Raw genomic sequence first — 13,166 nt, 5'->3', positions numbered from 1 at the left:
TTTCAGGGAGTGACTAAAATAGAGGCATAGTATATTGTTTTTTGGTAAAATCAATATCAAGCACTGATGGAATTGTGTTGAGTATTCTAAGTTTATATCAAAAACGTGAGGATGGCTGAATAGTTACGAATTATTAATATATGATCAATTGGATGCCTTCATCAAAAATGGACAATCTTATAACGCATAAACATCTAAATTCAGATATCTTTTCACACATTATATTTTATCCAAACTAACATCGGAGATCCAAAACCATGACCGATATCCTCATCACAAACACAAAGGTCTTCTACAACAATATTCTGCAGCCCGGTGAAATTCAGATCAATGACGGAAAGATCCAACGGATAGCAAAGAATATCACTTCAGCAGACCCTGATCTCCTTATCGATGCAAAGGGAGCATTGACTATTCCTGCTGGCATCGATGTACATGTGCATTTCAGGGAACCGGGGATGGTAAAGAAAGAGGATTGGTACACAGGGTCATGTTCAGCGGCTGCTGGTGGTACTACTACTGTTATCGAGCATCCGAACACCATTCCACCTACTATCAGCAAGTCATCATTCAATGAAAAACTTAAACTTGCAAACCGCAAATCGGTAATTGATTTCGGTATCAATGGCGGTGTAACAAAGAACCTTGAGTCACTTTCCCTTCTCTGGGAATTGGGAGTCACATCGTTTGGTGAGATATTCATGGCCGAGTCCACAGGCGGGCTAAATATAAATGAAGAGGACTTTTCGGAAGCTCTTGGGATAATCAAGGAACTTGATGCTGTCGCCTGTATCCATGCAGAGGATGAGAACATCCGCCTTGAGAATGAGAAATTGTTAAAACATGATCATTCTCCTAATTCACATTCCAGGATACGCTCGAATCTGTGTGAGGGAATTGCTGTCCAGAATGCGCTTGAGACCATCGCAGAAAAGGGGACAAGGTCACACTTTTGTCACATCAGTACACTTGATGCATTGGGTCTGATACGCAAAGAGGCATATGTGGCCAAAAATGAAGGACGTGAGAGCAAAGTCACCTGTGAGACGGCACCACACCACCTTTTCCTTTCGACAAGGGACTGGGACAGGCTTGGTACTTTCGGGAAGATGAACCCCCCACTGCGTGATCGCAGGAACGTAAAAGCGCTGATGAATGCCGTAAATGATGGTACTGTAAATGCGATAGCTTCCGATCATGCACCGCATTCCGAATTTGATAAGGACCTTGATATCAGAAGTGCACCCTCCGGTGTGCCAGGTGTGGAGACACTTATGCCACTTATGCTCATGGCCGTCAAGAAGAACCTGCTTCCAATTGGCAGGATGATCGAGGTAACAAGCCGAAACCCTGCTCGTATCTTTGGTCTTGATACAAAGCATTCAAAGGGCGTATTTGCTGAAGGGTATGATGCTGATCTGATCATTGTGGATACACATACAGCTGCCCCCATAAAAGCAGACAAACTTCACAGTAAAGCCGGATGGACCCCATTTGAGAACATGGATGCAATATTTCCGAATATGACCATTTCAAAAGGCGAGGTCATCTGGGATGGGGAGCTAATTGCCGAGAAGGGCCGTGGTAAATTCCTTGAAGGTAATGGCTACACTGAGAAAAAATGATGGACATAAAGTTCACATCTGTGTACATAAATGTAAATGCTTAAATACTTAGAAACCAACCTATTTCTATGGCTCGAAATAAGTTTCCTGTTCACACTACATTAAGTTCTGAAGCTATTAAGATACTTGAACGATATGAAAAGGAACTTGGAGCCAAGAACCGGGTACTTGAAAAGGCCTTGATGTCACTTGACAGTACCAAGTTCAAATCCAAGATAGATATCAACAATATCGATAAAGCCATAAAGAGAATAGGCACAGGTGTGTTTGGACTCGACGAAATGCTTGAAGGTGGTATTCCAAAAGGTTTCTCCGTGATTGTCACAGGACCTCCGGGCACAGGCAAAACAACTCTTGGCATGCAATTTATAATGGAAGGCGTAAAAGCTGATGAAAAGTGTCTTTTCTTTTCATTTGAAGAGCGTATCCCACAGCTCATCCAGCATTTCATGCGGTTTGGCTGGGACCTTGGAAGCCACATCGATGATGGATATCTTGAGATCTTCGGGATGTCAATGCTGACATTTGAAGATATCGGTGAGATAATAGAAACCTACAAACCACAAAGAATAGTGTTCGATTCACTGAATGTGTTCACTGATCCGCAAGAGTTCCGTAGATCCGTTTCCTGGCGTTCTTTGCATAAACTTCTCAAAAAGATGAACATCACCACACTCCTTGTTACTGAAAAGGAATTTGGTATAAGAACAAGGGTATATGACACATATGATTTTGTAGGCGATGGCATAATATTCCTGGACAAGATACAGGTAAACGAAGTAGAGCCTACTCTCACACCTGTTATGGCAGTCCAGAAGATGAGGGCTACAAAAGTTGACACAACGCCTCAGCCATTCAGGTTTACAGATAAAGGGATCGCAAAATATAGAACTGTCAATCTCATGGCAAACAAACTTCAGGAAAGAATGAATGCGGCTCATAGTCCCTTATCAGAGGAACCACGAGACCAGTGAAGCCAAGATCGCTGTAACATATATTGCTTTGAACATTCCAACTCCGCCGATGCTAATAACGGCACTTCCCTTTTTTTCCCTGTCGACCATCAAAAGAGTAGCTATGCTTCCAAAAATTATTCCGCCTATGCCGGAAATGAATATGACAGATGCTACGTTATCAGGGGAGATTATAAGTGCAAAAGGAATAGCAAGCATACCTATGTAATCAGGTACAATAACACCTATACCATTTCTAAATTCAGATAGGAATATAACAGCTACCATCATTATCAACATAACTTCAAGGGCAACGAAGTCCGTCTGGAATACGATAAGGAATATCATTACAAGGAAAGGTATGATAAATCCACCGAAGTTCAGGGAGATCACAGTGTTAAAAGCCTGTTTACTGCTGTAGGAAAGCTCCTTTACCAGTGGGATCGAAAACATCTCTTCAAGGATCAGTGCATCCTTATCAAGTGCCTGAAGCTTCTTTGTTTTAATGGAGCTTACCGGAATCTCAATGTTTGCAGTAACAAGCATTATGACCAGAATTAGAAACAGTGGTAAAGAGGATATTACGCTTAAAGACAGTTCTTTCTGATAGCATAGGAATGCCATAGGCAAAAGCATAAAGCCAAATAGCATAAACATGCGTTTTTCCGAATTATTGATATAGCCTCTCATTTGTTCTCTCTTATAAATAGCCCTTTTTTAGTTCTTAAATATTTCTAAAGAATATTCAATTAAAAGTTAAGACCGGACAGTTCATTTTAAAATTCCAGGGAGATCTTTAAAAATAGCAATGCTTTTTGCAGAGGGTATTATATGAGATTTTGTCCACATCATTGTTTATTTTATATTCAGAATATGGCAACTCCCTACAACGATTATGAATTTGAAAAAAGAATGGATATCCCCTCACATATCCCTGTTATCAATAACCCTCTTGCTCTTTTTCTCACTGCGTGGAAGCTCCCCCATTCCGACACATTCCACATCCACACTGATGCCTATAAAGTCCCTGAAGGCTTTCTTCAATAAACCTGCTCTGTTCCTGTTGTTCTCAAGATCATTTGCACCATCTATCTCGACCCTGAATAACATTGAATCCCTGCCCTGGTTCCTTTCAAGAACTATCTGGTATTCGCTGCTGACACCTTCGACCCTCTGTATGACATCCTCGATCTGGCCGGGATAGACGTTGACACCTTTGATCTTTATTCTGTCATCGGTACGTCCCAGCAGGCGGTCTATGCGAGGGAAGGGGCATCCACATTTGCAGGGCTCGGGGATGATACGTGTAAGGTCCCTCGTCCTGTAACGTATAAGGGGTGCACCTTCCTTTGTCAGGGTCGTTATGACAAGTTCCCCAAGGGTACCTTCAGGCAACCTCTCTTCTGTGACAGGGTCGATGATCTCAAAGAGCAGGTGGTCTGACCAGTAGTGAAGACCATCATGCATGGAGCAATCGATGGCAATACCGGGTCCATATATCTCGGTGAGGCCGAAGATGTCAAAGGTCTCGATCCCAAGCTCTTGCTCGATGCGGGACCTCATCTTAGGGCTCCAGCGTTCGGAACCTATGATCCCTACCTTCAGATCGATATTGTCCCTCAAACCCCTTTTATTGATCTCTTCTGCAAGGAGGAGAGCGTAGGATGAAGTGCTTGCAAGGGCTGTGGACTTGAGGTCGAGCAGCATCTGTATCTGTTTTTCTGTATTTCCAGGCCCTGTTGGAACTGCCATTGCTCCCAGAAGTTCGGCACCTGCCTGAAAACCTATACCTGCAGTCCAAAGTCCGTATCCGGGTGTGATCTGTATCCTGTCATTTCTGGTAACCCCTGCCATCTGGTAGCAGCGCATCATCATATCTGCCCATACATCAACATCCCTCTGTGTATATGGGATGATGACAGGACTGCCGGTCGTGCCTGATGATGAATGTATCCTTATGATATCCTCATCGGGAACAGCCTGAAGACCCAGTGGATAGGCATCCCGCAATTCCTCTTTAGTGGTCAACGGAAGCCTTGCAATATCTTCCAGGGTCTTGATGGAATCGATATCAATCCCAGCTTCTTCGAACTTTCTTTGATAGAAGGAGCTTCCCAACACAACCCTTTTGAGAAGCTTTTTGAGCTTGACAGTTTCCTCTTCGCCATATAAACTGGAACATCCATTCTCATGGTCAGGAGCGTTTTCCTTAAGATCATTATCCACATGAACATTCATTTGCATCACCTCTGGAATATCAGATATCGATTGCTTGTTCAGGGTTCTTTATACCTGAGACCCTTTCAAGGGCCATATCAAAAGCCCTCCTGTTCACATCCCTGTACTTTTCCGGCACCATCTTCTCAAGCACATTCCACATATCCCCCGGAGGGAATGGAATGAGATCGGCACCTGCAGCAGCTGCCAGCATAGCAACATTTGCTGCCCGATAGGTTCCTGCTTGCTTTGCAAGTTGTGTGAAATCGATGGATATGATATCCTGACAGTTACTCTTCAGGAATTCAAGGACCTGATCAGGATCGTATTTGACAGATCCGTTTACAGATGGCATTACAGCATGCTCATTTACAACAATGCTGCCATTCATGCCCAAAAAATGAATGTTCCTTGCAGCTTCTGCAGGCTCAAGTCCTATCACGAGGTCGGCATTTCCTGAGGGAATAAGTGAGCCACATACCTCATCCCCGATCCTTACATGACTGGTAACCGACCCTTCTCTCTGGGCCATGCCTATGGTCTCAGCGGTGGTCACATGCAAACCAGCATCCATGGCAGCCGTTGCAAGCAGCCGGGATGCAAGCACAACGCCTTGTCCGCCCACACCTGCGATAAGAATATCGAATTTCATTGTCGATCCTCCTTTAGAACAATAGCATCTGATGGACATACCTGTGCACACAAACCGCAACCAGTGCAGTTGTCCTGTATGGCCGGCGGTTTGTTGGATGGCGAGAATATGGCAGGACATCCAAGTTGAGATACACAGATCCTGCAACGTGTGCATTTATCTTCATCGACCACATATTGTCCATCTCCTTTTGTAATCCCTACACATTTTCCTTTGAATACGACAGCAGAAGGTCCTTCAAAATCCATGGCCCTTTTTGCAATGTCTATGCATTCACCAAGGTCATCGGCATCTATGGTCTCGACAAGGTCAACTCCGCAGCTTTTGAGGACATCGGCTATATCGATGATCTTTGTGGAAACGCCTGTGGCTGTCAGACCAATGCCCGGATGAGGTTGATGACCTGTCATGGCCGTGGTCCTGTTGTCAAGGACTGCAAGAGTGATGTCAGCATTGTTGTACACTGCACTTATAATGGCGGCTACTCCGGAATGGAAAAAGGTAGAGTCGCCAATAAATGCCACCTGTTTTGCTTTATTACCTTCTTGATAATCATGTGTATGGGATAGCCCTGCTGCTATGCTTATCCCTGCTCCCATGCAAAGACATGTGTCCACCATGTTGAGAGGCTTGGCATTCCCAAGGGTATAGCATCCTATATCTCCCGAAAATATGGTGTTGATCTTTTCTGCCTTCAATTTACCTGCTGCTTTTTTGAATGCGTAGAAGACTGTTCTGTGCATGCAGCCTGCACATAATGTGGGAGGTCGTATGGGAAGGGGAGGTACATTCTCCTTATTGATCGCAGGTGATGAATGAGACAGGGAAGGAACGTCTGTGTTGATGATTTTAAGTGAGCTGTTGACTCCATCGATAACGACATCTACATTATATTCTCCGCTTACAGGGAAATGACCGTCCTTCTTTCCATGTACGTTCACATCAAGATGATGCTTGCCTATCAATTGCAGGAGTTGCTCCTCAAGGTATGGGTCAAGCTCCTCGATAACGATGAGGTCTTTTATATGGTCAAGGAATTCAAGGGCTGCTTTCTCAGGGAAGGGATGAACTGTCCCGACCTTGAAAAGAGAGAAGGTTTCAGAGTGATCCTTTATAGCTTCCTTTGCGTACAGATAGGAAACACCAGAGGCCACAATGCCGATCTTGCTGTTTCCTTTTGATATTGAGTTAAAGGAGTTCTCCTGGAAGTACTCGGAAAAACGATCAGAGAGCCTGACCTGGAGCTCTTCAAGCCAGGGGTGCCTTTGAGCTGTCAGTTTCGGGAATATTGTCCAGCGGGGATCCTTTACGAACCCTTCGATGTCACGGGAGACCGGGTATATATCCTCGGTGATCACATCAGCACAGCCATGGGATACACGGGTCGTGGTCCTGAGTATCACAGGGATCTCCATCTCATGTGATAGCTTGAAGGCCAGCTTTGTCATATCATAAGCTTCCTGAGGTGTGGACGGGTCCAGGACAGGGATATTTGAAAAGTGACCAAAGGCCCTTGTATCCTGTTCGGTCTGGGAGGAATGAGGGCCGGGATCATCGGAGACGAGAATGACAAGCGAGCCCTTTATTCCTATATAAGAAAGGCTCATGAGGGGATCTGATGCTACGTTCAGCCCCACCTGCTTCATGGTGACCATGGTATTGGCACCCGAATAGGCAGCTCCGACAGCCGTTTCAAGTGCCACCTTCTCATTGGTGGCCCATTCAGCATATATGCCATATTTGTTCGCATGGGAGGCGATGGTTTCCATCACTTCGGTGGAAGGTGTACCCGGATAGCCGCTTGCTATCTGAATACCAGCCTTCATTGCTCCAAAAGCGATCGCTTCGTTGCCCATTAATATACGTTTACTGGTCAATTTAATACCTCTTGAATGGATAATAGTAAAAGAAAATCAAATCATACAGCAGATCCATGTCCGGAACATGAAACATTGCACATATTCATACATTGATGCTGATCTATGCACTTGTTTGATACAATATAAATATTTTGCCATTTCTTTTTTTGGCTTTGCCAGAAAACCTGATAATAAACGCCAACTTACCAGTCCTTCAATGAAAGTAAGGAATGTGAAATGCTTTTAGAAAGGCTCTGGCATTGGGATTAAACAAAAATGTTTTAAATTCTGAATGTACTTTATCGCACATTGAAGTATATAGAAGCCCATTAAAGAGGAGGATAGTAATTGGCATTGAGATACAACGCATTAAAAAAGACCATTAATAAGAATGAAAACAAGAGCAGGGAGATGAGATCCTGATGCCCCTGCCCTACATATACCTGATGATTGCCATCGTAATAATGCTGGCAACGACATTCTTTTTCGTATTGAGGGAAGACAATGATTAATCAGTTTCTTCTGGTGCTATATATACTTGGGATACTTTTGCTTTCCCTGAAGCTCAGGCAGGGAACCTTTTCAGGATTTGCGGTCTCGGACCGGAATGTGATGCATCCTGCGGTAATAGGTATTGCCTATATGGCTGCTTACTTCAGCGCTGCCTCTTTCCTTGGGGGCGGAGGCTATGGGCTCATTGCCGGACTTCCATGGGTCATCTGGGGAGTATTCTTCCACGTAGCTTTTGCCTGCCTGGCATTCATCATTGCACCGAGGATATGGATGTTCTCTCAGAAGTACGACGCCAAGACCGTACCCCAGCTACTGGAACGCAGATACAATTCACAGAAAGGCAAGGTCTTGCTTGCAGGGATCATGCTGTTGATGTACACAGTATACCTGGTTGCCATTTTCAAGGGCTGTGCCAACCTTTTCCAGGGATTGCTGGAAGTGACATATGTTCAGGGCCTCCTCATAGCTGTTGTCATTGTGGCACTCTACTATGTGATAGGAGGACTGCCGGCCATCATCTGGATAAGTTTCTTGCAAGGATTGATCATGATTGTGGGTGCAGTGCTGCTCTACACAGGTCTTATTTCAAGTGGTGGTGGCATGGCAATATGGGATATGGTCCCGGCCGATATGCTGAATATGGGAGGCACAGCAATACCATGGCAAAAAACCTTCGGAATGGCATTCTCCATCAGTCTTGGACTTCTGGCATTACCCGATCTGCTGATCATGCTGTTCTCTGCAAGGGACAGGAGAGTGGTGCGTTTTGCAGGCATCTATGGTCCAATATCCATCACCATTTATGCTCTATGCATCTTCTCTCTGGGAGTCTTGGTCCACGGGGTATTCAGCCCGGAGCAACTGGCTCCTTTCATGACAAACCCGGATGGTCTGATACCGTTCCTGGCAACATCACTGCTGCCCCGTGGATTTGACAGTGTCGTGCTGCTGGCCGCCATCTCCGCTGCAATGTCAACCATGAGTGCCATTGTGCTGGTCACAACAACAGCCCTTACTTCGGATATCCTAAGGTACCTGCGTCCGGCCACTCCCGATGATAAAGTGCTCCGCATAACAAGGGTAGTAGGAGTTATTATCATCATAGTATCGGCATTCTTCGCAATGGATGTGCCACAGATGATAGTGCCCCTGGTGTCTGTAAGCATGGGTGTGATCGCTTGCTGCGTCTTCATACCACTTATTTTCGGACTTTACTGGGACCGTGGTACTTCAACCGGATTTGTTGCCAGCCTTGTGGCAAGCTTCGGTTCTGTGGTGCTGTGGCAGTTCCTTGGCAATCCCCTCATCCACCCCGTGTTCATAGGTTTGATCTGCGGTACCGTGGCATACCTGGGAGGAAGCCTGGCAAGTCCCCGTCCGGTCCCTTTGGCGGAAATGGAATAATGTATAAAGGTGTTCGATTCTTGACCGGGTGCTGAAAAACAAACCTTCAGCACCATTTCTTCTTTATTTATTCTGGTTTGCAAGCAGTTCACCTTTGATAGGGATTCATGGCTGGTTCATTGTCATATGTCCTGCAGTCAGTAGCACTTTTTTATGGATCTCCATTCAGGAGTACTTCATGAAAACTGATTTAACTGATCAATATCAATAAAACTGCAAGGTGTTCAAAATTGAAAAATGTGATCAGCAAGAGTTTTGAGATAAAAGATTACATCATAAAAGATTCACAGATCAATGGATTCTGGATGACACTGTTGGACAAAGAAACACTGACAACCGAAATAATCTATAGTCCAGATAATGATGGGACCTTTGATGCAGGTGAAACAAAACGGATGATGCAGGAGATTACCACAAAATGTGATAGTTTCAGATCATTGCTTCCAGAGAACATTAATTGTGAGGTCATCTTCAAAGACCTTGATGACCTGGCATATATTGCAGATGAAGGTAAATTTGAAGTCGAATACAAGGAAATGGATGAGATCAGGGTCGTTTATAAGTTCCACATTGAATATTACATTTGATCCTTTCAATGTCTATTTTTATTATTCAAGTGAGGATCACTACTGAGCTGTAATTTCAAATACTCTCTGATCAATTAAGGTGGTACAAATAAATTATAAACACACCTTAGCTATGCTTTTAGCTGTAAGATGGGGTCAGATGATCCAATCGTTCTGATATTTTGAGGAAATTTAGATCAGATAATTGTGTACATGAAGTTTATATATGTGTCACACTTAGCTTTTAATGGTAACATGCGTTTGGTGATTAAGAAAGTAACATTAGCATCAATTGTGCTTATCGGTATTTTAGCACTTTCGAGTCCTTCAATTGCAGAATTTGTGGATATTATCGGAGATGAGCTGGGCGATCTGATCGAGTCGGAAACAGAACCTATCTCAGTATCCGAAACCGAAAAAGCAACAAGTTCAAAAGATGTGAAGCACTCAGGTTCAAGCTCCGATCCCAATTCAAGACAGGTTTCCCAAGATACTGAAAAACAAGTTTCTTCTGAGAATGATGTAAACGTAGTTAAGCCAAAGCCTGTGGAAAAGAGCCTTTACGATGATCTGAAAAGATACACATCATACTACAACAATGGAATAGATGAAGTTCCTGATCTGATCAAGAAGGTCACAGGAAATGATGTGATAGTACTTGAGATAGCAACGAACGACAACACTAAATTGAAGATAAAAGCTGTTACAAAAGATGGTGTCATCACAGAGTTTCGGGAAGTTTCCTCACTCAGTGGAATTGATTTCACAGTGTCTGTTTCAGCCAACGAGGATGCCATAAGAGTCTTACTTTCCAGCGACGACCCCATGGGACAGTTGTCCTCTTCACTCAACAATGGTGATATTGAAATCGAATGCAAGGGATTTTTGAAGAAGGCTGCGGTTTCTGCTTTGAAGAATGTTGGATGAGTTGTATCGTTTTTGTTTTTTTGATTTGAAGAAACTATTGGTTTCAGACACATAATTCTTAAAAAACGACCTACCGTTTGTGTCACTTTTCTATTAAAATTAGACGACAAACCGAAATGATACAATATATCCCCTTTCCTTATGTTGATATTGAGAAAAAAATCCATAAAGTAGCTGTATGGGGATATAGAGATTTGAAATGGTTTTTGAGAAAAAAACTGTTTATAGAATGGCTGCACAATTATTTGTGGGGGTATAAGTACGGATAGTAATAAACCTGAGAGACGTTATGATCTGGACTGGCTGAGGGTTATAGCCATACTTTCAGTCTTGATTTTTCATTCTATGAGATTTTTCGATCCGATGGACTGGGATGTAAAAAACAACGTCCTGAGTGAAAATATCATGGTACTTGTTTTGTTTATAGTCCAGTGGCTGATGCCCTTGTTCTTCCTTATCTCGGGTATGAGTATCTATTTTGTGCTGAGTTTCAGGACAAAGGGACAGTTCATAAAGTCACGATTTCTACGCATCATGGTCCCTTATCTTTTTGTGGGCATATTTGTCATACTTCCTCCCCAACATTACCTGAGGTTTTTAAGCGGTGGAGGATCAGGGCTTACATTCCTGCAGTTCTATTCTAACTATCTGACATACACCTTTGTTGATGTATTCTCATATTTCAACCTACCACCTATGGGTCATCTGTGGTATCTTTTCTTCCTTTTCATATTTTCTCTGGTTATGCTTCCGCTTTATTCTTATCTTATAACAGAATCCGGAAGGTCGATTATTTCGCGCACTGCATCCATTTTTGAAAAACCAGGTGCTATCTTACTGCTAGCATTGCCAATTGGGATCCTTACTGCAATTCTTGACCCAACATCATTTGCAGGCAACCCAAATTATTTTGGTGGCTGGAGCATACTGGCCTATCCTATCATTCTGTTTTATGGATATCTTATAGCCTCCAATCAAAAATTAGAGGAAGCCATTCATAGGCATGGAAAAGTCGCATTGGTACTGGCAATAACAACTTTCCCGGTGATTCTATGGTTTATACAGGCCGTACTTGATGGTACATTCCAGTTCGGAAGCTATGGATATGCAGGAGTTATGGTGCTTCGTTCATTCAATCTATGGTGCTGGATGATCGCCTTCCTTGGATATGGCAAGAGATACCTGAGCTTTAACAACAGCACACTGAAATACGCTAATGAAGGGCTAATAGCCTTTTACATACTCCATCAAACGGTCATCCAGATAGTGGGATTCTTCATTGCAGACTGGGATATGGCCATAATTCCCAAGTACATAATACTCGCCACTACATCGTTCATAGCAATCATGATTATATATGAAATTGCGATCAGGCGCACCAATGCTGTCAGATTCCTTTTCGGCATGAAACCAAAGAAATAAGACAGTGATAAAATGAGATTTCTGCCGATCAAGCAAATAATTTATCAAAAACCGGCAATCCTTGGTCTGAGCATCAGCGTTACCCTTCTATTCGGCTTCCTGGTGCAAGAATACTTACTGGGCCGTTTCACACTGATCTTTGAAGAAGAGCATTTGCTACAAGACTTCTGGATCGCTGTTGTCCATTGCCTTCTGGCAGGCTACCTCCCCAGCGCGTATTTTTTACTACTGCGTGGTACAAGGAATACCTTTGAAGAACTTGAACATGTCCTGAAACCAGCAACTTCCCCCCCGTACGTGGACTCTGCCGTACATATTGGAAAGGGGGAGCTGATCGTTTGGGGATTACTGGGTGTGCTGGTCGCGCTGCTTCTGCCTTACCAGACTGCTATATCACCCTGGGATCCGTCTACATGGCACCCTGAGGTTGTCTGGCATCGTGCTCTCGAGCCTTTCATAGGTTGGTGGGCTGGTTGGTTCTTTGGTGCGATCTGGGTTACCTCGAAGCGAACCTCTCGGCTGGCGAACAGGATCGATTCTGTGGATCTGTTGGATTTGAGCCCATTGTTCCCTTTTGTTAAACAAGGTCTGTTGACTACCCTGCTAACCGTTGGTATGGTATCGATAATCAGTTTACTTCTGCTCGATCCGGGAGAGTGGCCTGTTGTTGTCAGGGCTTATTTGGGTTCTCTGGCAATTGCATTGCTCGGCTTCTGGTTGCCGATGAGAGGGGTACACCAGCGAATTCATGAGATCAAAGAAGCAGAACTAAAATGGACACGCGAAAGGATACACCAATCTGAAATCCTCCTGCACAGCGGTTCACCTGACATGTCACCCGGGCAGATGGCAGATCTGGTTGCAAATCTCAAACTCATTGAAGACGTGCCAGAATGGCCTTTTGAAAGCTTGACCATTGTACATGTGATTGCCTATTTACTAATCCCGCTGGGATCCTGGTTAGGTGGTCTGCTTATTGAAAGCCTGCTGGAGATTGTTTTTACTATGTGATAATGATGTATGAAACT

Annotated in this window: 11 protein-coding genes; 7 read left to right on the top strand and 4 right to left on the bottom strand. The window is 43.9% G+C overall.

All coding sequences use genetic code 11. The annotated features are described in order from the left end of the window. The first annotated feature begins 257 nt into the window (after positions 1–257). Positions 258–1,625, top strand: coding sequence for a dihydroorotase (locus tag KDK67_RS07890; protein WP_250868254.1), 1,368 nt, complete (start codon positions 258–260; stop codon positions 1,623–1,625). Between the two features lie 68 nt (positions 1,626–1,693). Continuing rightward, positions 1,694–2,599, top strand: coding sequence for an RAD55 family ATPase (locus tag KDK67_RS07885; RefSeq protein WP_250868253.1), 906 nt, complete (start codon positions 1,694–1,696; stop codon positions 2,597–2,599). Here KDK67_RS07885 and KDK67_RS07880 read toward each other — a convergent pair. The 4 genes from KDK67_RS07880 to iorA all read right to left on the bottom strand — a co-directional run bounded on the left by KDK67_RS07880 (position 2,576) and on the right by iorA (position 7,324). After that, positions 2,576–3,202, bottom strand: coding sequence for a DUF1614 domain-containing protein (locus KDK67_RS07880; protein ID WP_250868251.1), 627 nt, complete (start codon positions 3,200–3,202; stop codon positions 2,576–2,578). The genes KDK67_RS07885 and KDK67_RS07880 overlap by 24 nt on opposite strands. Positions 3,203–3,502: 300 nt before the next feature. Continuing rightward, positions 3,503–4,816 (bottom strand): phenylacetate--CoA ligase family protein, encoded by a 1,314-nt coding sequence (locus KDK67_RS07875; protein WP_250868250.1) that lies wholly within the window; start codon positions 4,814–4,816, stop codon positions 3,503–3,505. A gap of 19 nt (positions 4,817–4,835) precedes the next feature. Beyond that, positions 4,836–5,447 carry an indolepyruvate oxidoreductase subunit beta gene (locus KDK67_RS07870; RefSeq protein ID WP_250868249.1) on the bottom strand — a complete coding sequence of 204 codons (612 nt, stop codon included), beginning with the start codon at positions 5,445–5,447 and terminating at the stop codon, positions 4,836–4,838. Further along, positions 5,444–7,324, bottom strand: a complete 1,881-nt coding sequence (gene iorA, locus KDK67_RS07865; RefSeq protein WP_250868248.1) for an indolepyruvate ferredoxin oxidoreductase subunit alpha — start codon at positions 7,322–7,324, stop codon at positions 5,444–5,446. The genes KDK67_RS07870 and iorA overlap by 4 nt, the downstream gene beginning before the upstream one ends. A gap of 486 nt (positions 7,325–7,810) precedes the next feature. Here iorA and KDK67_RS07860 point away from each other — a divergent pair, with 486 nt between their 5' ends. From KDK67_RS07860 to KDK67_RS07840, 5 genes are all read left to right on the top strand, one after another. Further along, entirely contained in the window at positions 7,811–9,223 is a 1,413-nt protein-coding gene (locus KDK67_RS07860) for a sodium:solute symporter family protein (protein ID WP_250868247.1), read from the top strand. 239 nt (positions 9,224–9,462) lie between these two features. Further along, complete coding sequence (locus KDK67_RS07855) at positions 9,463–9,810, top strand: hypothetical protein (protein ID WP_250868256.1); 348 nt, start codon at positions 9,463–9,465, stop codon at positions 9,808–9,810. Positions 9,811–10,044: 234 nt separating this feature from the next. Continuing rightward, positions 10,045–10,716 (top strand): hypothetical protein, encoded by a 672-nt coding sequence (locus KDK67_RS07850; protein WP_250868246.1) that lies wholly within the window; start codon positions 10,045–10,047, stop codon positions 10,714–10,716. A 240-nt stretch (positions 10,717–10,956) separates the two neighbouring features. Beyond that, positions 10,957–12,138: an acyltransferase family protein gene (locus tag KDK67_RS07845; protein WP_338101245.1), complete on the top strand. Its 1,182-nt coding sequence runs from the start codon at positions 10,957–10,959 to the stop codon at positions 12,136–12,138. A 12-nt stretch (positions 12,139–12,150) separates the two neighbouring features. Further along, positions 12,151–13,149: a hypothetical protein gene (locus KDK67_RS07840; RefSeq protein WP_250868244.1), complete on the top strand. Its 999-nt coding sequence runs from the start codon at positions 12,151–12,153 to the stop codon at positions 13,147–13,149. Positions 13,150–13,166: the final 17 nt, after the last annotated feature.

This window comes from Methanococcoides seepicolus (genome assembly GCF_023684405.1).
Taxonomy (GTDB): domain Archaea; phylum Halobacteriota; class Methanosarcinia; order Methanosarcinales; family Methanosarcinaceae; genus Methanococcoides; species Methanococcoides seepicolus.
Note: the sequence above shows the minus strand (reverse complement) of the source record. Positions and strands in the feature narration are given on the sequence as shown.

Coding starts and splice junctions, on each gene's coding strand:
- KDK67_RS07890 (WP_250868254.1), top strand. CDS start 258: ATGACCGATATCCTCATCACAAACACAAAGGTCTTCTACAACAATATT.
- KDK67_RS07885 (WP_250868253.1), top strand. CDS start 1,694: ATGGCTCGAAATAAGTTTCCTGTTCACACTACATTAAGTTCTGAAGCT.
- KDK67_RS07880 (WP_250868251.1), bottom strand. CDS start 3,202: ATGGCATTCCTATGCTATCAGAAAGAACTGTCTTTAAGCGTAATATCC.
- KDK67_RS07875 (WP_250868250.1), bottom strand. CDS start 4,816: ATGAATGTTCATGTGGATAATGATCTTAAGGAAAACGCTCCTGACCAT.
- KDK67_RS07870 (WP_250868249.1), bottom strand. CDS start 5,447: ATGAAATTCGATATTCTTATCGCAGGTGTGGGCGGACAAGGCGTTGTG.
- KDK67_RS07860 (WP_250868247.1), top strand. CDS start 7,811: ATGATTAATCAGTTTCTTCTGGTGCTATATATACTTGGGATACTTTTG.
- KDK67_RS07850 (WP_250868246.1), top strand. CDS start 10,045: ATGCGTTTGGTGATTAAGAAAGTAACATTAGCATCAATTGTGCTTATC.
- KDK67_RS07840 (WP_250868244.1), top strand. CDS start 12,151: ATGAGATTTCTGCCGATCAAGCAAATAATTTATCAAAAACCGGCAATC.